Genomic DNA, 26,018 nt, shown 5'->3' on the forward strand with positions numbered 1-26,018 from the left:
GTATGAATAAAACGAGCTAAACTTAGAATAGAACAAACGAACCCCCTATTAACATAGGGAGTTCGTTTGTTGAATCAGTTTGCGATGCAATTCCTTCTCTATATGAATAGCTTCACTCCAATTTTCTGCTGAAATTGGTTAAATACCTCTTGCTTTTTCGTACTTTGAATTTGTTCGAGTTGATCTTTTGGTGCATTTGCAACTTTTTCTTGTGTTCTTGATTCCACTTTCATCACATGGAAACCATACTCTGTTTTAATTGGATCGCTTATTTTACCAATTGGTAATGTCTTCGCTGCATTAGCAAACTCAGTCACAAATCCACTTACATCCGCATCATAAAGACCACCTTTATCTTTCGAACCTGGGTCTTCAGAGTATTCTTTGGCAAGCTTAGTAAAATCACCGCCCTCATCCAATTTCTTTTTCACGTCTAATGCACGAGTTTTTGCTTCTGCTTCTGTACGTGCTGTTTGTCCTTCTTGTGCTTGCGTGCCTGGTTGAGTAAACGTCACAAGAATATGACGAAGTTTTACTCGCTCATAAGTTGCATTTTGAATTTGGCTTAGTAAATACATATCCACTTTAGAATCCTGTTCGGCAACTTTTTGCAGTTGACTTTGTGTAAATCCTCTTCCCTTTAATGCATCTTGAAGTGTTTTGATTTTAGCATTTTGGTCCATCATTTGTGCATAACTAATTACTTGTGTTTCTAGTTGTTTTCCTTGTTGTTGAATCGTTTTTTGCTGAGCAGGTGTTACCTTTTGCAGACTAGCTATGTATTGTTTTGTTAAATATACTTTTGCGAACTCTCGTTTCGCTTGTTTTTGTTGTGCGACAGCAGCAGCATCTGTAGATGAAAAAATAGCAGCAAGTTGGGGGTCAAAAAACGAGTTTATATTGATATAAGCGTTTAACTCCCCTTCTGTTACTTTTCCGTCTTTATATTCTGCTGCTATTTTTTGACTTGAAGTATCCAGTGGTTTTGTTTTGGTCTGTGTCGAATTATTTTGCGTGGTATTGTTTTTCGTACTCCCCCAATAAGTAGAGGTAACCGCGATAATACTACCTGCCAATAATACCACCGCTATAATACCAGCTACCCATTTAGTCGATCGCTGCACTCTTAACAACTCCTTCTTTTTTCCTTACTTGATCATATTGTTTGAAAAATGCATCCATCAATTCTAGAATTGCTTTTGGAGTCAAGCCTGTTTTTTTGAAAACCATGCCTACATGTTTTCCAGAAACCAATCTCACTCTGCTTGGAAATTGATTTGCAAGTTTAAAGAGTGCCTGCCCATTGATTTTTTCATTTTCTTCTGGACGAAGCATGACATGAATTTCTGAAGGTTTTTCTTCCATTGTTTCTACTCCATACTTAAAAGCATACGCACGGAGTTTGGCAACACGTAACAAATTTTGAACAGGATCAGGTAGATCACCAAATCGATCTTCCATTTCTTCTTCCAAATCAGCAACATGTTCCAAAGTTTGCAAGGAACGGATTTTTTTGTACAACTCAATCTTTTGCTTTTCATCTGTGATATACTCACTGGGCAAATAAGCATCCACATTTAAATCTATTTGTGGTTCTGATACTTCTTTTATCTCTGTAACTCCTTGTTGGAGTTCGACCACTGCCTCTTTTAACATTTGGCTGTACATTTCGAAACCTACCGTCGCAATATGACCATGTTGTTCTGCGCCGAGCAGATTCCCTGCTCCCCGAATGGACAAGTCCCGCATGGCAATTTTAAACCCAGAACCTAGCTCAGTAAACTCTTTAATCGCTTGTAATCTTTTTTCTGCAGTTTCGGAAAGCACTTTATCTCGCTGATACGTAAAATACGCATAGGCAATACGATTGGATCGTCCAACTCTTCCTCGGAGCTGATAAAGTTGAGACAGTCCCATCTTATCTGCATTATAAATTATCAATGTGTTTACGTTTGGAATATCGACACCTGTCTCAATAATCGTCGTACTGACTAAAACATCATATTCCCCATCTAAAAAGTCTAACATGACTCGTTCCAATTCTGTATCTACCATTTGACCGTGTGCTACAGCTATTCTAGCTTCAGGGACGAGCATGCGAATTTGATCTGCCATCCGGTCAATGTTGTTGACTTGATTATAGAGGAAGTATACTTGTCCTCCTCTGGACAGCTCTCGTTCAATCGCCTCTCGCACCAATGCTGCTGAATATTCAATAACATATGTCTGAACAGGAAATCTATTTTCTGGAGGCGTTTCTATAACGGATAAATCGCGAACACCCATCATCGCCATGTGTAAGGTTCGAGGAATAGGAGTAGCAGTTAGCGTCAAGACATCGATATTTGTTTTTAATTCCTTGATTCGCTCTTTATGCTTTACACCAAAGCGCTGTTCCTCATCTATAATCAACAATCCAAGATCACGAAAACCTAGATCTTTTGATAATACACGATGCGTTCCAATCACGATATCTACTGATCCAGCCTTAAGGCCTTCGATTGTTTCTTTTTGTTCCTTTCGACTGCGAAAGCGATTGAGTACATGTACTTCTATAGGGAAATCAGCAAACCGCTCCCGAAAAGTTTCATAGTGTTGTTGTGCCAAAATGGTTGTAGGAACCAATACAGCTACTTGCTTCCCATCCATAATCGCTTTAAATGCCGCACGTACAGCAACTTCAGTCTTTCCATACCCCACATCCCCACATAATAGGCGATCCATTGGCTGACTTTTTTCCATATCTTTTTTAATCTCTTGAATGGATCGAAGCTGGTCTGGTGTCTCTTCATATGGAAACATCGCTTCAAATTCACGCTGAAAGGCAGAATCCTCATGAAAAGCATATCCTCTTGCTTCTTGGCGCTTTGCATATAATTTGATCAAATCTTGGGCAATATCTACTACAGCTGTTCGAACTTTGTTTTTGACCTTGCTCCACTCGCTGCCGCCCAAGCTGTAAACTCTCGGAATTTTTTCCTCGCTTCCTACATATTTTTGCACTTGGTCAATTTGTTCAACAGGTACATATAATTTATCATTGCCTGCATATTGAATATGCATATAGTCCTTGTGCAATCCAGCTACATTTAATGTCTCGATGCCAAGATATTTCCCTATTCCGTGATTGACATGTACTACATAATCACCAGGCTTTAATTCTTGATAATCTTTAATTTTTTCTGCATGATCTAATTTAGTCGATCTACGAGTCCTTCTTTGTTTCTGTGTAAATACTTCCCCTTCGGTTATAACTGCTAATTTGTTACTACTCATTTCAAACCCATTTAATAAAGAGGAGATTCGAACTACTGGTTTACCAATGGGAAGAGAAGAAGAAGCATCGGTTTTGGTTATCTCCATTCCATAATCTTGCAATACACGAATAAGTCTTAACATACGATCTTCTGTACTGGCTGTAAATAAAATCGTATATTTTGCTTTCGTCAAACGCTCCAATTCTGCCTTTAATACATGCATCTGGCCATGAAATTGCTGCATGCTGCGACACATAAATTGTACAATATTATGTGCCTGCATATGGGCTAGTTGCCGCATAAACAAGGATAAATATATTTTTTGATGATTTGATTTAGATACTTCTTCTACAGAATAAGAGAGCTTCAAAGACGGCAGCATCTCGCCTTGTTCTAAAAGGGCTGTCTGCCATTCGGCTTCTTCTCTTTCCAACTGTTTCCCTGTTTCTTGAATACGAGCAGGTTCATCCAAAATGAGAATGGAATCTGTAGGCAAAAAGTTTAAAATACTTTCTCCCTGTGGATAAATTTGTGAAATATATTTATAAATTCCAGTAAAATATACACCTGACTGCAGTTGCTCAATATCCCAACCAATTGATTGTTGTAATTTTTCACGCAGAGCAGGATCTTTGGTTTTATTCAATCGTTCTGTCAATAATTGTTGAACGTGTTCTCCTGCTTGATACAACGTTTTCGCATCTGCAAAAAGTTCTTTTGCAGGAGGCAAAATAACATCCATTAATTTATCTGTTGAACGTTGATCTGCAACAGAAAATTTTCGAATGGAATCAACCTCATCATCAAACCATTCCATACGCATAGGCTGTTCAAACGTAACAGGATATATATCTACAATTCCACCTCGAACGGAAAATTCGCCACTCTTTTCTACCATATCTACTCGTTCATAGCCCATGTGTACTAATTTTTCAGATAATGATTCTATCGGATACTCCTGTCCCACAGACAACGCTATCGAACAGTGATTCCAAGTTCGTCTTGGGGGGAATATTTTTCGAAGCCCCGCGAAAGGAATGACAAATACCCCTGAGAATCCAGAGGTAAGACGAGTGATAACATCGATTCTATTTCCCAATGTTTCTGGACTAGCAAGAGCTATCTCCGTTGTGATCAGCTCGTCAGCAGGATATAATAATACTTCTTCTTTTGATAATAATTCGCTTAAATCATCAGCAGCTTTTTGAGCTTGATTCAAATTATGTGTGACTACTACACAACTGCGCTTCGTTTTTTGGTACAGCGTAGCTACAAAAATCATACGTGCAGAGCCAGTAAGACCGGTAGCTAGTTGTTCCTGAAGTCCTGATTGGACTCCTTGGTAAATGGATTGGACATCTTTATCTTGGTCAAATAAATTCGTAAGCGGTTCCAAGGCTTCCTCCTTCTCCCCCTATATAAAAGAAGCCTCAGCAGATTGCCAAGGCTATGCTTCTCCATTCGATGTATTTAGTGATACAGTGATGGTAGAAGGGAACGTTCCGGGTAATGGTTTAAGATATGTTCGCAGTTCTCACAAACTACTCGAACTTGCATCTGACCATTTGTGTCACGGATAATTATATCTTCTCGTTCTTCTGCGGTCAACCGATCCAACCCGAGTTCTTCTTCGGAATATACAGAACTATTTAATTTTCCCAACGATGATTGACAAAAACGGCAGACATACTCCATTTTGAGATGCCTCGCTTTCTAAAAGAGTCAATTCTTATTATGTTCGTAAGATCGCTCCATTATACTTATTCATCGCAGATAGAAAATCATTCCTCAACCACTCATCTGTTGCTTCAGCAGAAGCAACTGCAGCGTCAGCAGCTACTTTGTGATCGAGATCGGAGAATCGAGTTAACACATAATCTACAACCGTCATGGGTGCCGGCGGACGATTTATGCCAATTTTTATTCGGTTAAATTGTTCCGTTCCAAGGTGTTGGATCAAAGATTTAATGCCGTTATGACCACCCGAACTCCCTTTTTGTCGCAGTCGCAGTTGTCCCAATGGAATATCCATATCATCAAAAATTACCAGTAAATCATCTAATGATAATTTAAGGAAACGCACAGCAGCTCCCACTGCTTCACCTGATAAATTCATATATGTAAGAGGCTTTAACAAATAAACTTTTTCCCCATTTACTACCCCTTCTGCAACCATACTGCTCCATTTTTCTTTTTGAAAAGGAATATTCCATTTATCACTTAATTGGTCAACAGCCCAGAAACCAACATTGTGCCTTGTTAATTCATATTTTTTCCCAGGGTTTCCCAACCCGACAATAACTTTCAACACGCTCACCTCAAAAAAGAAAAGACGATCAACCTTGACCGCCTATACAAATAATTTGCTTACTGACTGTTCGTGGTGAATACGATAAATCGCTTCTCCAATAACTGGTGCCACAGAAAGAACTTCTATTTTATCTAACATTTTTTCTGGTTTCAGTGCAATGGTATCTGTCGCTACTAATTGTTTAATACCAGAGTTTTCAATGCGTTCGAGAGCTGGACCTGATAAGACAGGGTGTGTACAGCAAGCATACACTTCTTTTGCTCCACGCTCGAGAATTGCTTCGGTTGCTAAGCAAATCGTACCTGCAGTATCGATAATATCATCAATGATAATTGCTGTTTTACCAGCAACTTTTCCGATAATACTCATTACTTCCGAAACATTTGGCTCTGGTCTTCTTTTATCAATGATGGCAAGTGGAGCCTCCAACCGCTCAGCTAAACGTCTCGCACGAATAACGCCCCCATGGTCAGGTGATACCACTACAAGGTCCGTTAAATTTTTCCCTTGGAAATAATTCGCCAAAATTGGTACACCAAGTAAATGATCAACTGGAATATTAAAAAATCCTTGAATCTGTGTGGCATGTAAGTCCATTGCAATCACACGATCTGCACCAGCCGTTTCGATCAAGTTTGCTACTAATTTTGCTGTAATTGGATCTCTCGCTCGCGCTTTCCGGTCTTGACGCGCATAACCATAATAAGGGATTACTACATTGATCGTACCTGCAGATGCTCGTTTTAGCGCATCTACCATGACGAGTAATTCCATCAAATGCTGGTTAACAGGATCGCAGGTAGACTGAACTACATATACATCTAACCCTCGAACTGTCTCATTTAACTGGATATGGATTTCACCATCGCTAAACTTATTCACTTTGGAGTCTCCTAATGGAATTCCCAAGTGATTACATATTTTTTGGGCTAACAGCGGATTTGAATTACAGCTAAAAACCTTTATACGAGAGTTTGCCTGGGACATTACCTTATCTCCACCTATAATGAATTGTGTCTGTTGATTTTCTGACGCAGTTTTGGAACATAATCTTCTTTGGTCACCTGACGCTCACGAGCAATAGCAAATGCCTCTGCTGGGACATCATCAGTAATGGTCGAACCTGCAGCGATATATGCCTTTTCTTCAATAGTAACAGGTGCAACCAAGTTGGTATTGCAGCCAATAAATGCACCGTCTTTAATAATGGTTTTATGTTTGGCAATACCATCATAATTTACCGTCACTACACCACAGGCAATATTCACATCCTGCCCTACTTCTGAATCTCCTACATATGCCAAGTGGGAGACTTTCGTTCCTTTGCCTAACTGCGCATTTTTCAAATCAACAAATGCACCTACTTTAGTATTTTCCGCCAAAGATGTATTTGGGCGGATATAAGTGTATGGACCAACGTTAACATTACTTCCTATCTCACTATCTTCGATTACACTATACCGGATTTTTGTTTGATCTGCTACTCGAACATTATACAAATCGGCTTCTGGTCCGATAATACAAGCACTTCCAATTTTTGTATTTCCTTTGAGAGTGCTCCCGGGAAATATTTCTGTATCAGCATCAATTTCTACTTCTGCTTCTATTGTAACGGTAGACGGTTGATGAATGGTAACGCCGTTTAGCATATGTTTTTTGATGATACGCTGTTGTAGATGAGTTTCTGCTTCTGCTAGTTGTACTCGATCATTAACACCCATCGCTTCTTTTTCGTCATCCATCATCGAAGCGGCAATGATTTCACCTTGTTCTTGGAGAATAGAAATAACATCAGGGAGATAGTATTCCCCTTGTGCATTATTATTGTTTACCAATTTCAGCGCTTCAAATAACTTCCGATTATTAAAACAGTACGTTCCTGTATTTATTTCATTAACTGCGTGTTCTTTTTCACTGGCATCTTTATGTTCAACGATTCGCGAAACACTTCCATCCGATTGGCGTATCACTCTGCCATATCCAGTGGGATCTTCTAACTCGGCTGTTAAAATGGTAGCAGCAGCTTCTTGATTGATATGATTTTCTATTAATGACTGCAGTGTCTCTTTTGTAAACAACGGATGATCACCATTTAACACAAGGGTAATTCCATCTTTCCCTCTTAAGTGATCCTCTGTCTGCATGACAGCATGAGCAGTTCCTAACTGCTCTGTTTGCCGTACAAAAGTAACTTGTTCCCCAAGTGCTGCTTCTAATGTTTCCCCTAAATGTCCGATTACCATTAACGTCTGGGCTGTCCCCATATCTTTTAATGTATCCAAGATATAGTTTATCATTGGCTTCCCGCATAATTCATGCAAAACTTTGTGTTTCTTTGATTTCATCCGGGTACCTTTCCCCGCCGCCAAGATAACCGCGCTTAAATTCTCCGTCACAGTGTATAAGCTCCCATCGTTATAAATTACCATTTTGAATATATCGTAATCATAGGGGTTTATGCAACTTTTGTATTTTATTCTAAGGTACCTATAAAATCGTATCTCGAATTATTAGCAGATTGGAACAAAACGAAGTGTTATAATAAAATAGTTACGATTTACAGACAACAATATAGGAGGCTCTCATGCCCAACCAACATTCCATCGAAACTGTCTATAATGATTTCTTGTCGATTATTTTGGAAAAAAATAGGGAAAACGTTTGGACAAGGGCAAAAGAAGTCATTATTGAAGATGTGACAGAAACGTCTGTAAATAAAGGGTCGATTGTTTATAAGGGAGATGATAAGCTCCTTACAAAGTTTGAAAAGGCATTCTTTGAGGAGCGTCTCAGGGTGCCCTATTTCAACGCCTTTACAATCACTCTAATTGTGAATTAAAAATATTTAAAAGTCCCCATACTAAATAATTTTCAGTATGGAGACCCAAAAATACGAAGAAGCAACACAGAAATATATCCATCCCGAAATTGAGTTGCAGCCAATACTATTGAACAATTTTTGCTGCCACACTTCTATTAGAAACTACATCTAAGAGTCCAACTATTTATTATATAATTCAAAATGATCAGCATGATATAATAATGATGTCCAATCCCCTTTTATAGGAGGAAAAATGTCAACTTTTTGGGGCCGTCTTTCCAAGGATCTCAAAGATTGCCTTGAGCACCTTGATAAACTGAAAAAATCAACAATCTACGCAGAAGAAATCGCAAAAATAGCGATTGAGGACCAAAACTACTTTACGTTCCAAAATCTTCGTATTAGCGTCAGGGTAGAGAAAGACAAGCACCCTTCCGTAAAAATTATTGATCCTCACCTTTTTCTAAAAAAATATCAGAAATCTCGGCTCGAAACATTTTTCATCCTGCAAAATTTCATCTCTTTTGGTTATACCATTACCATCACGGTTGACCGAGCTTAACACAAAATCAACTGCTGAGTATGGTTTGCTCAGCAGGGAACAGAAATATTATGATAGTCCAATTTTAACTAGTCATAAAAACAATTAAACATGAAATGATATACTAATATCGTCTACGATCCACAACAAAATTTGGAGTTGGAGTGTCAAAGCAAATCACGAAGAAGCATTTCGAAGAGCAAGTGAATAAAATCTGGGAAACGTATGAGAGTAGCTGGGGAATATCGATTCGACATAAAGCACTGAAAAAAGTTCCCACTGACCCTAAGATTGTAGGTTATACAGATGATAACAAGCTGCTGAGACAAGTACAAAAAATGGAATTGGAAGCTGTATTTGCTCGCTTCGCTTCAGAGTGCACTCCCACATTTTCGGTGGAAGTAGTGGTTGAACCAAAGAAGAAGTAAATCCTGCCCCTCCTAGAAAAAGAACTCTTTTTCTAGGAGACAAACGATATAAACATTCGCCATACCAATGACTGAAAAATCAATAAATATTTGATATACTACTCTTGATCCATGTCCTCAAGATTACTTGGAGTCAAAATGGCAGAATCGATTTCCAAAAAGATGTTCCAAATTCAGCTGAACATGATTTGGCAAACATATGAAGGATCTTTTGGAGTAAAGATTGTCCAAAAAAATCTAAAGGAAGATCCTTCTGGTCCAGACCTTGTAATTAAAGATAAACTGCATCTCCTGACTTCAGACCAAAACAATGAACTTGAAACGATATATAAAAAATTTGCTGCCAAGTATACTCCCACGTTTTCTGCGGAAGTGGAAGTGAAACAGAAGTAAATTGCTCCTCTCCTAGGTGGTTACATTCCATCTAGGAGCCAAATCAAAGATAAATAATTCTATGTTATAATACAGTTGTCTACTTCAGTTGATTGGAGAAAAAATGGCTAAAAAGCCGGAATGCCAATCTGAACTTGACCGACTTTGGGAAATTCATAGCAAAGACAATGGTGTAACCATCGAACAAGTATCCATGGAGAGAACTGCATATAATTCTGGAGAATATGCCCCGCCGAAACTCCATATTATTGATGAGAAAAATCTCCTAGACAAAGATACAAAAGACTGGATCACCGAAGCATTTGAGGGTATTTTCGTAACCAAAAATTACTTTGTGAAGTACGAGGTTACCATAAATATTAAACCCAAGAAGTAGTAGTTTTCATAATACTCCTAGATGAAGGTATCCTTTGTCTAGGAGTCCAATAGTTCAACAACTGGTTCCCCATCCCCATTATTTCGTATATTCATGCACCTTAAACTAATAATAAAATCTTTTAAATCATGACCATCCTTAAAATAATTTTTGTTATAATTAACTTGCATGTTTCTCTATTAATCGGAGGGAAAATGTCCCAATCTGTGGAAGCGAGAAATGTCGCATACGATTTTGCAATATTTTGTAGTGAGACAAAATGGAGAAATAATCCTAAATTTAAAATCAAAGTAGAGGATACAGACAAAATAAGCGGCTCACTGGAGATTATTGATAACAAAAAACTACTGACACGTTATGAAAAAAGTAGGCTACATGCCGAATGGTTGACATGTAGCGAGTTCAAAGTAACGATCACTGTTACATAACTTTTTTCATGTCTGCTAGGTTTATAAAATAAATATAATTCAACCCAGCAGACAACAAGAACAATCTTCTATTTAACATAAAAAAGCAAAAAGCCTCCTTTCTCATGGAAGGAGGCTTTTCCCTATAATGCTTTTGGCGTAGGAATGATATCTTCTTCTATATCATCAGCCCGACGGTATTCTTCTAACACAGCTGATTCGATCTTTTCTCTGCTGAGCGGAGAAATCGGATGAGCGATGTCGCGAAACTCACCGTCAGGAGTACGCTTACTAGGCATTGCAACAAACATACCATTATTCCCATCAATCACACGAATATCATGAATCACAAACTCACTATCAATTGTAATCGATGCAATCGCACGCATACGACCTTCTCGATTAACCTTACGTAATCTTACATCTGTTATTTCCATCCAAATGCACCACCTGTTACCAAGATGACTTTACTCTTAGTATTCGCGGGAACACTTGAAATTCCTTCCAAATATGACAAAAAAATTAGAAATCACTGGAAAGATTTGCAATGACCTCGATCTCAATCCCTACATCCTTAGGCAAACGCGCTACTTCTACTGTTGAACGTGCTGGTTTGTGTGTCGCAAAATATTGTCCATACACTTCGTTAATCGCTGCAAAATCATCCATATTTTTTATAAACAATGTTGTTTTGACGACGTTTTCTAGTTTTGCATCTGCTTCTGCCAAGAGATTGGTAATATTTTTTAAGACTTGGTGTGTCTGCTCTTCTATACTACCCGAAACTAGTTCACCATCCGGTGTTAACGGAATTTGCCCTGATGCAAATAAAAAATTTCCAATTTTTACTGCTTGCGAGTATGGGCCAATTGCTTGTGGTGCTTTATTAGTTTGAATGATTTTCACAGTGTAAACACTCCTTATTCGAACAGATTACCAATCTGTGTCGTAATTCGTTTTTCTTTCTCATCAACCTCAGTTACGGTTACCAATGAAACATAATCATCAACTAACTTTTCTGGTACCACGGAATCAACCATCACCCCGACTCCAACTACTTCCGCCTCAAATTCGCGAAGTAATTCGATCAGTCCTCGAACGGTCCCACCCGCTTTCATATAATCATCAATCAATAAAACACGGGAACCATGTGCCAGACTTCTTCGAGCAAGTGATAATTGTTTCAGTCTCCCGCTAGATCCAGAAACGGTGTTTACAGTCACAACAGAACCTTCTGTGACAGTTGTATCATAGCGTACAATAACGACAGGTTTACGCAAATGATATGCTGCCGCATAAGCGAGCGGAATACCTTTGGTTTCTACTGTTACAATTGCATCGATATTGCTGCGCCCAAATATTTTTGCCCATATCCGTCCAATCGAATGAAGCAGTACTGGATCACCCAGTAAATCAGACATAAATAAAAAAGCACCTGGTAGGATCCGCTCCGGGTTTGTCAAACGTCTACACAATCGAGATAAAACCTCTTTTGTCTCGTCAACACCCATACCAGGCATATATCTCACACCGCCAGAGGCGCCAGCCATTGTCTCCAATTGCCCGTTTTCCTCTGCATGCAATACTTCTTGAATAATCGTTAAGTCCTCACTGATGGAAGACTTGGCAGCTTGATAACGCTTTGCAAACGCTGTAAGCGGAATCAGTTGATAAGGGGCGTTTAGCAATTGGCGTGTCATATCGACTAAACGCGCACTCCGTTTCCATTTTTCCATTCGCAATCCCCCAAAACCCGAACATCATGCCTGAACTATAACATTTTGTTTGGTTTTGTTCAAGTTTCCGAGCATTCGTACTGCGAAAACTTGCGGGCAGAATCCTTTTAAACTATTCACCATTCTTCGCGCCCTCGACTCACGATCTACAAGGGCGAAGACCGTTGGACCACTACCGGACATCAACACACCATCTGCACCAAACTGATACATTTTCTGTTTTAATTTCCGAACATCCGGCTCCATTTGCATAGTTATCGTCTCCAAGACATTTCCCATCATTCGAGTAATCGCTCGATAGTCTTGGCGATAGAGAGCATCGATCATCTCTTTTGTTCGTGGTCTGCGTTTTACCTGATCTACGCGCAAAGCTCCAAACACATCAGCAGTAGATACTCCTTGAGGTGGTTTTGCCAAAACAACCCAGCATGGTGGTGGTGCAGGTAACACCTGTAGATTCTCTCCCCGGCCAGTTGCCAAAGCAGTATTTCCAAATACGCAATAAGGTACATCTGAACCAATTTCTGCTCCGATTTCTGCTAACTCTCGAAGGCTCAATCCCAATCCCCATAACCGGTTTAACCCACGTAAAGTAGCAGCCGCATCACTGCTCCCTCCAGCCAATCCAGCAGCTACGGGTACCTTTTTATCTATTTTTATCGCAACCCCACGTCGAATCCCCACTTTTTTCCGCAGCAAACTAGCAGCCATATATGCAAGATTTTTATCATCTTGCGGCACTAACCCAGAGCTAGATTCTAAGAGAATCGCCGAAGTCGGGATGGACAGCAGATCAATGCGATCAGCTAAATCGACAGATGTCATGACCATTTCTAATTCATGATATCCATCCGCTCTCTTGTATAGCGCATCTAATGTAAGATTAATTTTCGCTGGCGCTTTTTCTGATATAAACAAACCATATATTCCTCCTCGTAACACCCCAAAACACTATTTTGGGTAACCATTGATGCTTGTCCGTCCAGATTATTGTTTTATTGTACCACGAGCAGGTTTACATACCAATAAAGAAAACTTGATGATTGGCTAGCTTTTTTTAAAGCGACAACAGAACCCTAGTTGCACTTATGCAGATAATGCAATCCTTCCTCTTCCGCTTTATCTGCGAAAGAAAACTTGGTGATTGGCTAGCTTTTTTTAAAGCCAGATAAATAGATCAAACAATAGAAAAAGCCGAGAGTTAAACCCCCGACTTTTTCTTATTCCCCTGCTTTTTGTTTTGCCAACTGCTCTTCTGCTAACTGAATCGCTCTTTTTACCATATTTCCAGCGTCACGGGCTTTAATCCCGCCCCAACCTTCACGCTGTACTACATCGTAAAAACCAAGCTCTTTGGCTAACTCTACTTTTAAGGCTTCTGACATCACAGCCCGTCGTGCCATTTACCATCGCCTCCTAAAGATTAACAGGGTATCTATTAGTATGAGAAAGGAAACTGGTTTTTATTTAAATAAGATTTCATTTCTGTATGCAATCGATCTGACTTGTCCACAAAAACAAACTGCATATCAAATAAACAGATCACTATTATAAAATTTTGTGACGGGTTGAGATTACTCAACCCGTCATTGTCAGGAAAACATCCCAACCAATGCATCCCTCTTTGATTTATGGTCAGGGGATAGGTTTACACCCCAAGATTCCAGGGTTTCCAGCTTCCTTTTATAGTCGGCAGCATTCTTAGCACTTGTGATCAGTGTAGCATCACTCAGTCCCTGCGAGTTCAGATTGTGATAAATCCGATCAAGGACTCCCCACACATTCTCCTTCTCTCCGAATGTATTACGAAGAGAACGAAGGGCTACTTTCACTTCTCCGACAGTACCAGCCATGAATGACCCTTTCCAACCGAGAAACGCTCTGACATTGACAAATCAAGCATATCTTTTTCATGATTTATTTTCAATATTGATCCAATTTACTCCACAAAAGAAAAAGGACATCCCTAAGGATCTCCTTGTTTTATGTTGCCTTAATGTATTTTACTTGTACCTGCTCGTTGTCGGGTTGATAAACGGTGAGCTCTACCGACTCCGTCAAAATATCTGCATAACTGTAGGAAACCCGTTTGAACGAATGCTGATCCTCATCCAGTTTTACGATAAAGACAGAAGGGTATGTCTCTTCTAATATACCTGTCCGTTCAATGGTCTTGCGGCGTCCGCTGTTGGCCTTTAGGTGGATTTTCTGTCCGATATAGCCATCTAACTTTAGTTTGATTTCTGATAGTGCGTTTTTGCCCATTGTCTACGACCACCTCACTTCACTCATAGAAGATTATATACCATACGGTGTGAAATGTCAAATTTGTTATTATAGCAGTGGTACAAAGGATTTGTCAATCAATTTTTATTTCGTAAAACGATCTGCCACTGCACTTGCTGCAACAGAATCGGGTTTAATCTTGGCTTCATAGCCTACAGCCGTAACCCAGCCTACTACTTCTTGGATTACTTTTCGTGTCTCTCCCCGTTGACCAACATCCAAATGGATCTCCATGGGAATATTTTCCGCTAAGCGAAAAAAACCACTTTCTTTTAACATGTCTACGCAATGCAAACTATATTCTGTTTCACGATATATACGATATCGTAAGTCTTTCATCGCTGGATGTGATTTTCGAGTATAAAAGAACAATGCACCTTTTCCAATTCGTTGGATAATAATAGCTGTGACAAACAATGTTTCTCTCGTTCTGGTCTGTGAATCGGTACCAATCATTATCTTGTAGTCTCTATTGCGGTCTGCTTCTAGGTAATCCTTGATTTCCCTAATCATGTTATCCATACTGTACTTGCCTTTACGTGGATGAAAAAAATCCATTCCATCACCCTCCAAGTGGTTTTTGCATGGAAATTGCAGCTCAAGACATCAATAAATGAATGAGTTAAACTTGTTTGGTAGCCACTGCCTCTCTCTGTCGATATAAGACATTGGATAACTGAGCAAACGCGTCAATTGAGAGCATTTCTGCCCTATAACCCGGATCTAACCCAATACTTTGAATCAATTCTTCCAGATACATTTTCTCCAATGGGAAAGGTAAAGAACTTGCCAGAGAATTTACTAACGTTTTTCGCCGTTTCGCAAAAGAAGCCCTAACTACTTGAAAAAAGAATGATTCATCGAGCACAGGTACTGCAGGTGTGGAGCGGATTGCTAACTTAATAACCATCGAATCTACTTTCGGAGAGGGAACAAATACTGTACTTGGAACTTGTACTACTTTGCTGGGTTCACTGAAATACTGAGCAAATACACTGAGTGATCCATAAACTTTTGTTCCAGGCGCAGCTAAAATCCGCTCAGCAACTTCCTTTTGGATCATGACCACAATGTTAGTTAGATTTAATTTTGACTCTAGCAACTTCACTAAAATAGGCGATGTAACATAATAAGGTAAGTTCGCCACTACGTGAACATCTGAACATGAGGAGAATTTATCCGATATAAGCTGAGCAAAATCATATTTGCTTGCATCAGCATGTACAATTTCAATGTTTGACTGATTGATAAATAATTCCTGTAAGATAGGAATCAAACGATTGTCTAGTTCAATCGCTACTACCTTTTCTGCCTGTTGAGCCAACCCTTCTGTCAGAGCACCTAAACCCGGTCCGATTTCAATAACTCCAGACTGGTCACTCAAATTAGCAGCTTCAATGATTCGTTGCAGTACATTTTGATCAGTTAAAAAGTTTTGTCCTAAACTTTTTTTTAGTACTATATTATGCTGCTTCAACAATTTTCGTGTTTTTGCAGAAATACCAAAATTCATACTAAATCTCCTCTTATGTTCAGGAGTGCTTGTTCACATTCTTCCCTACTTATACGTAAAGTTTTCAGCCGGTGATAAAATTGCTTTGCATTCGCATAACCGATTGCTAATTCTTTTGCCAATTTTTCCCGCAATCTCTTAGAGTACGGATAACCAACTAATTCATATGAAAAGTACGTTTGCCATGTAAGCCAAAATTCTTGTTCCTCTACCATCGTTCGAACGTTATTAAGCGCAGCAATGATATCCGTAGGATGAGCATGCTCTACACCAACTTTGTGCTTTTCAAATGCTAGCTCCTTTTCAATGAATGCATGTTTCACATTTGGGATTTCCCGGGAAATAATTTTCCTTATTCGCTCGCCGGCATGATCAGGATCTGTAAAAACAATTACACCTCTTGCTTTTTGAGCGCGATGAAGCTCGTCCAAAACATGCTTAGGAATTGCTGAACCTTGTGTTTCAATCGTATCTGCATCTACTGCTCGCTTAATCGCTAGGCTGTCATTTTTTCCCTCTACTACAATGATTTCTTTTACCTTCCGCATAATCTATACCCTATCTATATAATTTGAAACAATTTTTTTGCGTTTTTTGTAGTTGCTTCTGCTAAATCTTCCAAACTAATTTCCCGAAGCCTCGCTATTTCTTCTGCAACTAAGCGCACATATGATGTCTCATTGCGTTTTCCCCGGAATGGATGTGGCGCTAAGTAAGGAGAATCTGTTTCCAATAACAATCGATCCAATGGGACTACTTTGGCGACTTCTTTTAACACAGGGCGATTTTTAAAGGTTACTGGCCCACCGATTCCAATGGAAAAATCTAACTGGATACACTCCTGCATATAGTCAACATCGCTAGAAAAACAGTGCATCACACCACCGACTTCTTCTGCATGTTCTTCTTTCAAAATTCGCAGAACATCTTCGTCAGCATCACGATTGTGAATAATAATAGGGAGGTTAACTTCCTTTGCGAGCTGAATCTGCTGGCGAAAAACAGCATGTTGTATTTCCTTTGGTGATGTATCCCAATAATAATCCAAACCAATTTCACCAATTGCTACGACTTTTTCATGAACAGTGAGCGAACGTAACCAATCGATATCTTCTTCTGAACAAGAAATGGCATCTTGGGGATGCCATCCAACAGAAGTATAGAAAAAGGGGTAATTCTCAGCCAATTGGATTGAACTAGGAATCGTTTTGCGATTATAACCGATGTTCAAAATATATGAGATTCCTGCATCTTGTGCCCGCTTGATCACCTGTTCACGATCTTGATCAAACTGCTCGTCATTTAGATGTGTATGAGTCTCAAACAGCATGTCTCAAACCCCTTTGTCTCTTACTACTTATTTAATAAACGAAATTCTTTAAAAGGCATCACTACTAGATCAGCGCGACCAACAACCGCACTATCATCTACGGCTCCGATGATACGGCTATCTTTACTATTATTCCGATTATCACCTAATACAAACAGATGATTTTTTGGTACTGTCACTTGCTTAAAATCACCAATCATTTTTTCAGCGATATAGGGCTCTGTCAAACGTTTGTTATTACGGTAAACATACCCATCTTTCACTTCTATCTTGTCACCAGGTACACCAATAACACGCTTAATAAAGTCGCGTTGTTCATTGGTATGAAAAACGACAATATCACCATAACTAGGCTTGCTAACATCATAAATAAACTTATTCACTATCAACAATTCATTACCGTCGAGGGTTGGATACATCGAAGTACCATTTACCTCATAAGGAGCAAAGAGGAAAAATCGAATCACCACTGCAATTAATAAGGCAGAGATAACCGCTACCCCCCACTCGATTATTGAGCTTTTCACAGAGCCACTATTACTTGACATCTGGTCACGTCCTTTAACTTAATTCATAGACTTCAGAAAATGAGTGGATTGCACCAATCATAGCATATTTTCCTAAATTATTTTACCCGGGTACCATTGGGAATATCATCTGACACTGTTGAAAGCACAAGTTTCTTGCCTTTTTTCGCGGCTAAAATCATACCTTCTGAACGTACTCCTCTCAAGGTGACTGGAGCTAGGTTCGTTACAGCAATGACTTTTTGACCCACTAATTGATCTGCAGTGTAATGTTCTGCTATGCCTGAGACGACTTGGCGCTGTTCACTTCCCAAATCGAGCTGTAATTGTAACAAACGGTCTGCTCCTTTTACTGGAGAAACAGCTACGATTTCTGCTACCGTGAGTTCTACTTTTGCAAAATCATCAATGGAAATATGCTCCGTTTGCACCTCTTTTTTCTCTTCTACTTTTATTTCTTTTTTATCCGTTACTGGTTCTTGACGACGTTTTGCAGCCTGATCCATCATTTCCGCGATAGCTTCCAGTTCTTTCTCCACTTCCAAACGAGGAAAAATTGGTTTTCCTTTACTAACTTTTTTTCCTGCTCTTGTCACACCAAATCGATGAATACTTTCCCAAGCGTGCTCATCTTCACTCAATTGCAATTGTTGGTACATCGCTTGTGGCGCTTTCGTCATAAACGGCTGAATCAAAACACTTACAACTCGGATACCTTCTAATAAATGATATAAGACAGAACCAAGTGCAGTTCTTGTTTCTTCTGATTTAGCTAAGTTCCAAGGAGTAGTAGCTTCAATATATTTATTACCTGCCCGCACAAGCTCCCAAATTTGTGTTAATGCTACGGAAAACTGCATTTTTTCCATCGATTGTTCTACTTTATTTACTGTCTCTGCCACTAATGAAACAAATGCTTGGTCATGATCAGTAGCATTTGGGATATAAGCAGGAACAACCCCGTCAAAATATTTTTCAACCATCGTCAAAGTCCGATGCAGTAAGTTGCCTAGATCATTTGCCAAATCAGCATTAATCCGCTCCACAAATGCTTCTGGAGTAAAGATTCCATCACTGCCAAATGGTACTTCGCGAAGCATATAATAACGCACTGCATCGAGACCAAAATGTTCAATCAATGGAACTGGATCAATTACATTCCCTTTGGATTTAGACATTTTCTCTCCTTTGACAAGGAAAAATCCATGTCCGAAAACTTTTTTCGGCAGTGGTAAATCCAATGCCATCAAGAAAATTGGCCAATATATGGTGTGGAAGCGGACAATTTCTTTTCCGATCAGATGTACATCTGCTGGCCAGTATTTCTCAAATTTAGCAGGGTCATCTGTCCCATAGCCAAGTGCAGTAATGTAATTTGCAAGCGCATCTAACCATACATATGTGACATGTTTAGGATTCCCAGGTACCGGCACCCCCCAATCAAAGGTGGTACGTGTGACACTCAAATCTTCCAATCCTGGTTTGATAAAGTTTTCAATCATTTCGTTTTTACGAGAGACTGGCTCAATAAATTCTGGGTTTTCTTCATAGTGTTGCAGCAATCGATCAACGTATTTACTCATACGAAAGAAATAGCTTTCTTCTTTGATGCGATCTACTGGACGACCACAATCTGGACATTTGCCGTCTACCACTTGGCGATCTGTAAAGAATGCTTCACATTGGATACAATACCATCCTTCATATTCCCCCAAATAAATGTCGCCTTGTTCTAGTAACTGTGTAAAAATCTTTTGGACAATTACTTTATGTCGGTCTTCTGTTGTGCGGATGAAATCATTGTAAGAAATATCTAACTTATTCCATAACTCTTTGATCCCTACTACAATATCATCGACAAACTGTTGAGGCGATTTTCCAACTTCTTGTGCTTTCTTTTGTATTTTTTGACCGTGTTCGTCTGTTCCAGTCAGATACATAACATCATAACCACGCAGTCTTTTGTAACGGGCCATCGTATCTCCTGCAACCGTTGTATAGGCATGACCAATATGCAATTTATCACTCGGGTAATAGATCGGAGTAGTAATATAAAAAGTCTTTTGTTTGCTCATCAGCTAAATCTCCTTTACAAAATATAAAAACTCGCCCCAAAAAGGGACGAGATTGTTCACGTGGTACCACCCAAATTCGGTTTCACGAAGCCGCATAATGACCTCATAAAGCCCTTCAAACCCTATAACGTGGGTCAATCGTTTCCTCTTACTATCATTCAGAGAAACGTCTCCTAGGCCATATTCCTTGGCTTCCCCTATGTCGGCTCGCACCTAACCCGACTCTCTGATGATAGGTTTCAACAAGTACTCTTCCTGATCACAGACATTTTCATTTCTAGCTATTATATCGAAAACAACTCGATAAAATCAAGTTGTAGACTTTCGTAACACACCCTTAATCTGTAGATCAAAGGTGTGTCTGAGGCTCACGCAAAACGTGTACCCCAACGTTGCTTCAGACGAGACTCTTCCGGCATGAAATGGCCCCCATCATTGAACATGGAATAAGGGAGATTACCTCCTTTGCCATCCCGAATCGAAAACATCGGAGCGACGTACTGAGCAAGCATAATTCGGCTGGCACCATGCCTCGGGCGCCCCTCAGGAAATTCTTCTACGAAAAGCCCTGGGAGATACAGGGTTACTGATTTATTCCTATGGGTGAAGACAGCCTTAACATTGCCAGTGGCATAGTGCCCATAGTCACTGCCAACCTTCGGAAAGCTGATTTTCTCTGCTTCTACATCAATGGTAACTGTCCCGAAAGTGGTTGCCATCTTCAGCTGCTTCTTATTCATGATACTCCAATCAGTGTGTTATCTAGTCTGTCTACTCTAATATAATCAAAATATTCCCTCATTACAATCTTGTTCTTATTTCGAAAAATAATAAATTTTCTAAAAACCATTTGATAAATGAATCTCCAAAAGTCCAGAAGAAATGACCTTCAGTAGATTTCTTTTCTTTTAAATGACTGGAGTTATTTTATGGTCACTCAAGCCAACGGTAAGCTCTCTTCTATTTTAAACGCTTCTCTTCTAGAAACCAATTTGCGAATAATAGAATACCTTCATGAAAGGTTACTTTCGGTCGAAACCCAATCGATTGTTCCAGCTTCCGCACATCCGCTACGGTATGCTTCACTTCGCCTTCTTGTGCTCCTAAAATTGTCTTTTTATAAGAAAGACCGAGTGCATTTGCTAAAACATCTAGCATCTGCGTAACCTTTACGGAGATACCAGAACCAACATTGTAAACTTGATATCCGCCTGAAAATTCGATGGACAAGCGAATAGCATCCACAACATCACTAATATATGTATAATCTCGTGTACTGTCTGGATCATAGATTGTCACAGGCTGTTCTGCTAACATTTGCTCTGCAAATTTGTTCATTGCCATATTCGGACGCTGTCCTGGCCCAAAGGTTGTAAACAGCCGCAATACGGTGATATTAAAACCATAAAGTTGGTAAAACAACTGGCAGTATGTTTCTGCTGCATACTTAGAAGTAGCGTATGGAGAAATTGGCATGGAAACAATTTCATCTTCTTGAAATGCATAAGGTTCATCCACTGCACCATATACAGATGAGGAAGAAACAAAAATAAATCTCCTAATTTCATATTCAGCAGACAGCTGTAACAATTGCACCGTCCCTGTCACATTGACATCGCTGTAGAGCGCAGGGTCTTGTATCGATGAACGAGCACAAGGAATAGCTGCTAAATGAATAACTGTATCCCATTTCTGAGCTTGAAAAATCTCATCCATCGCTTCTTCATCGCGTATATCTGCCTCATACAATTCAATATTGTCCATCTTTATCCATTTTTGCAAACGCTTCATTTTCATTTCACGCGGATAGAAGGGATCAAAGTTATCCACAACACCTATTTTTTTATACTGTGTGAATAAAGATAAATGCTGGATAAGATTACTTCCTATAAAACCCGCGCCACCTGTTATTAATACATTCATGTTATTTTCACGCCCCGTAACTATGGAAACTTCCCAATTCTGAAAGCTTAAATCTAAGATGTATCTGCTAGGAAACACTCCTTTCTACGTTACTATACATTTCATAAATAGAAAACTTTTATAAAGATAATTTCTGCTATTTATAATAAAAATTTGCTATTAGATAGTAAAATCATATTATCATAGAAATGCTTCTTTCAAATCCGGAACGTGATTTCCCCTAAAAAATTATTTCAGCAATGATTGATTCATTGACACCGTTTTTATGTCATTATCGCTTGCTGCGATACTTATTTTTGTGTATGCGAATAGAAAAAAGAATCATACTCAGTTACAGTAACTAATATATATGATCCTTTTTTATTTATTTTTAATTATCAGGAAGTAAATATCCAAATATCCCGTCATTATATTCAGTTCTAATAGTTCCATATCTGAAATCATAAACAGCAAAAGATATCCCTCCATGGCAAATGTTCATGCATGAAAGGATAATAGACATATCAAATTTATGTCAATAATTCCAAAGGAGTTACTATTTATAAGAGTCTTGGAACTCAAAATCGATTACAATTGATATGAGATGACAAGATGGGTTTACTCTACTATATAATCTGATATTTTTGGATGACCAGCTCTCAAGTTAGAGAGCCAGTCATCCCTAGGAGACTCCACGGAGGGAGCAGACCTAGTAGAGATTGGGGAGACCGTTCACCAGCGGTTGGACGCTTCGAGACAGCCTGGTAAGTGTACTGACAAACGGCTCACGCTCACAGATGTACCACACCCCGTTCCAGCGAACGAGAGAAACGAACACCAAGTCCGTCGGCAGGTCAATCTTTCCGAGTCCACGCTTAACTCCGTGAATGACATGGTCGACGTAGAGCACAACTCGTCCTTCGAGCGAGTACTCCCGATCAAACAACGGCTTTTCCGAACCGAGCGGATTGTCGTCTGGAACAATCACCAGCTTACTATCCACTTCACAGACGGAAAAGACGTCGTACGCCCTGTCACCGATTTGAACCTGGGCGATGGTCTGCTCAACCTCAACAATGCTCATGATTCCTCCTAGGGAAGGGTTGCCGTAGATTACTTTCTATTATAAATGATCTGAAAACATCTTGTATATCAACAAAGCATTACAACTTTTTCACAATAATAGCTTTTTGAGTTTAAAGAGGAGGTTATTCGATTTGGATATTAAAAATTATTTCGAAAGAATAGGTATCACACGAGAACTAAAAAATAATTTAGATGATTTAACATACCTGCAGAAACATCATGTAACAAAAGTCCCTTTTGAAAACTTGGATATTATTCAGGGTATCCCTTTATCTATTGTGCCTGATGATCTCTATCAAAAAATTGTGATCCGTCGAAGAGGGGGAGTATGCTACGAATTAAATGGACTGTTTCATTTTTTACTTCATGCACTTGATTTTGATGTATCCATACGAGCGGCAACTGTAAATATAAAAGGATCATGGTTTAAAGAAGGATCACATCTAACAAACATTGTTCACTTGAAAGGAGAAGATTATTTAGTAGATGTAGGATTTGGCGGTAATACACCAAGTACTCCCATTCCTCTGACCGGTCAAGAAATTCAAACAGTAGGGGCCTATTATCGAGTGAAACCTTATATAGAAGAGCAAAACACATGGGTATTAGAAAAAAAAGAAGATACAGATTGGACAATGCTATATAAGTTCGCAGATATAAAGAAAGTCATGGATGATTTTAAAAATGTATGTGAATTTACGCAATACGGTGAAAGATCGTCTTTTAATAAAGTTCCTGTCATCATGAAGGTAACAAATCAAGGCAGAATTACATTGCATGATCAATCATTGACTATTGTGGAAGGATCGAATAAAACAAAACAGAGTATTGATCCAAAGGAAACGGAGAGGATCTATAAAGAATTATTTCTTTTAGAAATATAATCAGGAATGAAGTTTATCAAAACTTCATTCCTGATTATATTGACAACCCTATACGGATAAAGCCGTTAGATTCTTAGGAATATAGCCTCATGACTATTTCATCAACAAACTAATTCCGTGCGCCCCGCGATCTATGTTTGTTAATTTTTTCTTTGTCTCAAGCAAACTTGGTTTTCGTTTATCACAGCTATACATATATCAATACAGGAGTATATGTTCACGAATTTGTTTTTCTCAATGTTGAACTAGATATTATTTGCATGAAATTAGTTTGGCGAATTACAGTTACCCTAATATCAGTTTATTTTTTCGTATTTTGTCGCAAATGGAGTCTCTTTGATTCGAATTTGGTTTCCTTTCGCTAATCCATGCAGTTCTTCTTTTAACCTAACAACATCCCAGTTTTTATTTAAATCTCGATTTACATCTGCTAACACCATAACCAAATCAGTATCAAAGAACGGCATTTTTGCTTTGAGCAAATTTACCAATTCCTCATTTTTGCTCGCCCGCAGCTCACGGAGTTCATCAAACGGATTGAGCAAGTGGGGACTTTGTGTATATGCACTGCGAATACGTATAAATAATGTTCGGCCATAAGCAGCAGAAGAAACAAATGTATCTCCAGAACGCAAGTAAGGCAGCCTCTTTCCTTCTTCCTGAGTTAGGTCGGTTTCTTCTTTTAATGTAGCAATATCTGTTCCTCGAACCGTACGAAATACAAATTTGGTATTGAGCTGAGCAGTTGTTGTTTCATCTAATAAGGTCGGCCTCTGTGTAGCGAGTACCAAAAATACTCCATATTTCCTTCCTTCCTGCGCGATTTCTTTTATAATCGCTTTTGCAGGGGAATCAATCGCTTTGGGCGCAAAATTGTGTGCTTCATCCGTCACAATCACAAATGGCGGGAAAAAATGCCCCTCTTCTCCATTCATTCGCGCATCTTTGTATTCTCTTCGTTTGCGATATAAACTACCGATAACATAGTTTGCAAAGACCTGTAGTACCCATGATGGACCCTGTACAACAACAAGTTTCCCTTGTTCCAATCCCCTTTGTACAGCATGGATATCTTGATGAAACAATCCTGCACGTTCCAGACGGCCTAATCGCCAACGCACCCCTTTGATGGAAGCAAGTGGCAGATCACCATACTTCTTTTTTAACTCCTGTAGATCAATAGCTCGCTGACCCTCCGCATAAGAGATACTATCGCGTCTTGCTTGCCGATCAAAGCCATTCCCCTCTTCCAATGCTTCCACTAAATTGGATATGCGATCACTAAAAGAGGTAAAGGAATCTTTTTGTTTATGTAACATCTGGACAACATTGGTCATTGCTTCTGAAAACTGATCGCCAACCGTACGCAATAAATTAATTAAATCATTGGTCGTCAATTCCTCAAATGAAATACCAATCTCTTTCCCCACTGTTAAACGAATAAATTGGGACTGTAATGGAGCAGCTTTGTTTTCTAAACTAGGATAAGCATCTGTAAAATCCATCTCAAAATGAGGATCAAAGACAATAGTTGGGATAGCAAGTTTCATCAATTCTTCCAGCATTACTCGAAGTCCAAAAGATTTACCAGAACCAGAGCCGCCGAATATCCCCATATGTGGATACTGCTGCATGGTGCGAATATCAAATAAAAAAGGAACCCCATGTTGTGCTCGTAATTCACCTTGCTCCATCATTACCACTTGATCATGTAAATCCGGAGTCATGGAAGGGATAAGGGAATCTGTACCTCTTATTTCTCCTAATACCATGCCTTCCTGGGGCGTGGTCTTAATCAAAAGATGACGCACTTCATCAAAGTGAGGCAATCGAACTATTGAGCCAGTACGAATAGGATGAATAGCTTCTTCTAATAATCTTACTTTTGCAAGGTTGATCTCTTCTGATTCTACATCATAGCCTATCTGCTGTAATGTTTGTAAAACCTGTGCATCCACAATTGATTTATCTAATCCCATTGGGATTAATCGGTTGTAGGATAATGTTTCCACCACTTCCCCGATGGGATCTCCTAAATCGTTGTCTACCATAACCAGAAACTCATTGATACAAAATTTACGATCACGTGAAACGATATAAACTTCTTGCTGTGTTGTCACACCTACTACTTGCATTCCCCATTCA

General features: G+C 39.2%; 30 protein-coding genes and 1 other annotated feature. Of the genes, 7 read left to right on the plus strand and 23 right to left on the minus strand.

What is annotated here, in order from left to right:
- Positions 1 to 98 precede the first annotated feature (98 nt).
- From AC5WOC_RS18775 to glmU, 6 genes are all read right to left on the minus strand, one after another.
- Positions 99 to 1,124 carry a peptidylprolyl isomerase gene (locus AC5WOC_RS18775; protein ID WP_496056946.1) on the minus strand — a complete coding sequence of 342 codons (1,026 nt, stop codon included), beginning with the start codon at positions 1,122 to 1,124 and terminating at the stop codon, positions 99 to 101.
- The gene (gene mfd, locus AC5WOC_RS18780) at positions 1,108 to 4,653 is read right to left on the minus strand and encodes a transcription-repair coupling factor (protein WP_496056947.1); all 3,546 of its coding nucleotides are present in this window, start codon (positions 4,651 to 4,653) and stop codon (positions 1,108 to 1,110) included. Before mfd ends, AC5WOC_RS18775 begins: the two co-directional genes overlap by 17 nt.
- A gap of 74 nt (positions 4,654 to 4,727) precedes the next feature.
- On the minus strand, positions 4,728 to 4,952 hold the full coding sequence (locus tag AC5WOC_RS18785) for an anti-sigma-F factor Fin (RefSeq protein WP_496056948.1): 225 nt from the start codon (positions 4,950 to 4,952) through the stop codon (positions 4,728 to 4,730).
- A gap of 37 nt (positions 4,953 to 4,989) precedes the next feature.
- Positions 4,990 to 5,565, minus strand: coding sequence for an aminoacyl-tRNA hydrolase (gene pth / locus AC5WOC_RS18790; protein WP_496056949.1), 576 nt, complete (start codon positions 5,563 to 5,565; stop codon positions 4,990 to 4,992).
- A gap of 42 nt (positions 5,566 to 5,607) precedes the next feature.
- Complete coding sequence (locus AC5WOC_RS18795; RefSeq protein WP_496056950.1) at positions 5,608 to 6,555, minus strand: ribose-phosphate diphosphokinase; 948 nt, start codon at positions 6,553 to 6,555, stop codon at positions 5,608 to 5,610.
- Positions 6,556 to 6,569: 14 nt separating this feature from the next.
- Positions 6,570 to 7,997 (minus strand): bifunctional UDP-N-acetylglucosamine diphosphorylase/glucosamine-1-phosphate N-acetyltransferase GlmU, encoded by a 1,428-nt coding sequence (glmU, locus tag AC5WOC_RS18800; protein ID WP_496056951.1) that lies wholly within the window; start codon positions 7,995 to 7,997, stop codon positions 6,570 to 6,572.
- A 155-nt stretch (positions 7,998 to 8,152) separates the two neighbouring features.
- Here glmU and AC5WOC_RS18805 point away from each other — a divergent pair, with 155 nt between their 5' ends.
- The 6 genes from AC5WOC_RS18805 (at position 8,153) to AC5WOC_RS18830 (ending at position 10,555) form a co-directional block, all read left to right on the plus strand.
- Positions 8,153 to 8,407 (plus strand): hypothetical protein, encoded by a 255-nt coding sequence (locus tag AC5WOC_RS18805; protein WP_496056952.1) that lies wholly within the window; start codon positions 8,153 to 8,155, stop codon positions 8,405 to 8,407.
- 235 nt (positions 8,408 to 8,642) lie between these two features.
- Positions 8,643 to 8,951 (plus strand): hypothetical protein, encoded by a 309-nt coding sequence (locus tag AC5WOC_RS18810; protein WP_496056953.1) that lies wholly within the window; start codon positions 8,643 to 8,645, stop codon positions 8,949 to 8,951.
- Between the two features lie 143 nt (positions 8,952 to 9,094).
- Positions 9,095 to 9,358 (plus strand): hypothetical protein, encoded by a 264-nt coding sequence (locus AC5WOC_RS18815; RefSeq protein WP_496056954.1) that lies wholly within the window; start codon positions 9,095 to 9,097, stop codon positions 9,356 to 9,358.
- Between the two features lie 138 nt (positions 9,359 to 9,496).
- A complete protein-coding gene (locus AC5WOC_RS18820) occupies positions 9,497 to 9,751 on the plus strand; it encodes a hypothetical protein (RefSeq protein WP_496056955.1) in 255 nt (84 codons plus the stop codon).
- 103 nt (positions 9,752 to 9,854) lie between these two features.
- On the plus strand, positions 9,855 to 10,127 hold the full coding sequence (locus AC5WOC_RS18825) for a hypothetical protein (RefSeq protein ID WP_496056956.1): 273 nt from the start codon (positions 9,855 to 9,857) through the stop codon (positions 10,125 to 10,127).
- Between the two features lie 194 nt (positions 10,128 to 10,321).
- Entirely contained in the window at positions 10,322 to 10,555 is a 234-nt protein-coding gene (locus AC5WOC_RS18830; RefSeq protein WP_496056957.1) for a hypothetical protein, read from the plus strand.
- A gap of 122 nt (positions 10,556 to 10,677) precedes the next feature.
- On the opposite strand, the gene spoVG is transcribed toward AC5WOC_RS18830, so the two are convergent.
- From spoVG to AC5WOC_RS18910, 16 genes are all read right to left on the minus strand, one after another.
- Entirely contained in the window at positions 10,678 to 10,971 is a 294-nt protein-coding gene (spoVG, locus tag AC5WOC_RS18835) for a septation regulator SpoVG (protein ID WP_028777589.1), read from the minus strand.
- An 85-nt stretch (positions 10,972 to 11,056) separates the two neighbouring features.
- Positions 11,057 to 11,440 (minus strand): RidA family protein, encoded by a 384-nt coding sequence (locus tag AC5WOC_RS18840; protein ID WP_496056958.1) that lies wholly within the window; start codon positions 11,438 to 11,440, stop codon positions 11,057 to 11,059.
- 14 nt (positions 11,441 to 11,454) lie between these two features.
- The gene (purR, locus tag AC5WOC_RS18845; RefSeq protein ID WP_496056959.1) at positions 11,455 to 12,270 is read right to left on the minus strand and encodes a pur operon repressor; all 816 of its coding nucleotides are present in this window, start codon (positions 12,268 to 12,270) and stop codon (positions 11,455 to 11,457) included.
- 24 nt (positions 12,271 to 12,294) lie between these two features.
- Positions 12,295 to 13,188, minus strand: coding sequence for a 4-(cytidine 5'-diphospho)-2-C-methyl-D-erythritol kinase (gene ispE, locus AC5WOC_RS18850; protein WP_496056960.1), 894 nt, complete (start codon positions 13,186 to 13,188; stop codon positions 12,295 to 12,297).
- Between the two features lie 302 nt (positions 13,189 to 13,490).
- Positions 13,491 to 13,673 (minus strand): small, acid-soluble spore protein, alpha/beta type, encoded by a 183-nt coding sequence (locus AC5WOC_RS18855; protein WP_496056961.1) that lies wholly within the window; start codon positions 13,671 to 13,673, stop codon positions 13,491 to 13,493.
- 189 nt (positions 13,674 to 13,862) lie between these two features.
- Positions 13,863 to 14,123 (minus strand): hypothetical protein, encoded by a 261-nt coding sequence (locus tag AC5WOC_RS18860; RefSeq protein ID WP_496056962.1) that lies wholly within the window; start codon positions 14,121 to 14,123, stop codon positions 13,863 to 13,865.
- A 130-nt stretch (positions 14,124 to 14,253) separates the two neighbouring features.
- Positions 14,254 to 14,535: a biofilm formation stimulator Veg gene (gene veg / locus AC5WOC_RS18865; protein ID WP_028777584.1), complete on the minus strand. Its 282-nt coding sequence runs from the start codon at positions 14,533 to 14,535 to the stop codon at positions 14,254 to 14,256.
- A gap of 105 nt (positions 14,536 to 14,640) precedes the next feature.
- The gene (locus AC5WOC_RS18870; protein ID WP_496056963.1) at positions 14,641 to 15,114 is read right to left on the minus strand and encodes a ribonuclease H-like YkuK family protein; all 474 of its coding nucleotides are present in this window, start codon (positions 15,112 to 15,114) and stop codon (positions 14,641 to 14,643) included.
- A 64-nt stretch (positions 15,115 to 15,178) separates the two neighbouring features.
- On the minus strand, positions 15,179 to 16,069 hold the full coding sequence (gene rsmA / locus AC5WOC_RS18875) for a 16S rRNA (adenine(1518)-N(6)/adenine(1519)-N(6))-dimethyltransferase RsmA (RefSeq protein ID WP_496056964.1): 891 nt from the start codon (positions 16,067 to 16,069) through the stop codon (positions 15,179 to 15,181).
- A complete protein-coding gene (rnmV, locus tag AC5WOC_RS18880; protein WP_496056965.1) occupies positions 16,066 to 16,617 on the minus strand; it encodes a ribonuclease M5 in 552 nt (183 codons plus the stop codon). Before rnmV ends, rsmA begins: the two co-directional genes overlap by 4 nt.
- 14 nt (positions 16,618 to 16,631) lie before the next feature.
- Positions 16,632 to 17,399 (minus strand): TatD family hydrolase, encoded by a 768-nt coding sequence (locus AC5WOC_RS18885; RefSeq protein ID WP_496056966.1) that lies wholly within the window; start codon positions 17,397 to 17,399, stop codon positions 16,632 to 16,634.
- A 23-nt stretch (positions 17,400 to 17,422) separates the two neighbouring features.
- A complete protein-coding gene (gene lepB / locus AC5WOC_RS18890) occupies positions 17,423 to 17,947 on the minus strand; it encodes a signal peptidase I (RefSeq protein ID WP_496056967.1) in 525 nt (174 codons plus the stop codon).
- A gap of 77 nt (positions 17,948 to 18,024) precedes the next feature.
- Complete coding sequence (metG, locus tag AC5WOC_RS18895) at positions 18,025 to 20,001, minus strand: methionine--tRNA ligase (RefSeq protein WP_496056968.1); 1,977 nt, start codon at positions 19,999 to 20,001, stop codon at positions 18,025 to 18,027.
- Between the two features lie 39 nt (positions 20,002 to 20,040).
- Positions 20,041 to 20,273: a binding site (T-box leader), on the minus strand.
- Positions 20,274 to 20,369: 96 nt separating this feature from the next.
- Positions 20,370 to 20,741: a hypothetical protein gene (locus tag AC5WOC_RS18900; RefSeq protein ID WP_496056969.1), complete on the minus strand. Its 372-nt coding sequence runs from the start codon at positions 20,739 to 20,741 to the stop codon at positions 20,370 to 20,372.
- 220 nt (positions 20,742 to 20,961) lie between these two features.
- The gene (locus AC5WOC_RS18905; protein ID WP_496056970.1) at positions 20,962 to 21,924 is read right to left on the minus strand and encodes a GDP-mannose 4,6-dehydratase; all 963 of its coding nucleotides are present in this window, start codon (positions 21,922 to 21,924) and stop codon (positions 20,962 to 20,964) included.
- Between the two features lie 688 nt (positions 21,925 to 22,612).
- Positions 22,613 to 22,987, minus strand: coding sequence for a hypothetical protein (locus AC5WOC_RS18910; RefSeq protein ID WP_496056971.1), 375 nt, complete (start codon positions 22,985 to 22,987; stop codon positions 22,613 to 22,615).
- 133 nt (positions 22,988 to 23,120) lie between these two features.
- Between AC5WOC_RS18910 and AC5WOC_RS18915 the strand changes: the two genes are divergently transcribed.
- A complete protein-coding gene (locus AC5WOC_RS18915; RefSeq protein WP_496056972.1) occupies positions 23,121 to 23,873 on the plus strand; it encodes an arylamine N-acetyltransferase family protein in 753 nt (250 codons plus the stop codon).
- Between the two features lie 296 nt (positions 23,874 to 24,169).
- On the opposite strand, the gene AC5WOC_RS18920 is transcribed toward AC5WOC_RS18915, so the two are convergent.
- Positions 24,170 to 26,008 carry an ATP-binding protein gene (locus AC5WOC_RS18920; RefSeq protein ID WP_496056973.1) on the minus strand — a complete coding sequence of 613 codons (1,839 nt, stop codon included), beginning with the start codon at positions 26,006 to 26,008 and terminating at the stop codon, positions 24,170 to 24,172.
- Positions 26,009 to 26,018 lie beyond the last annotated feature (10 nt).

The sequence above is a fragment of the Shimazuella sp. NTD247 genome, from assembly GCF_059510415.1.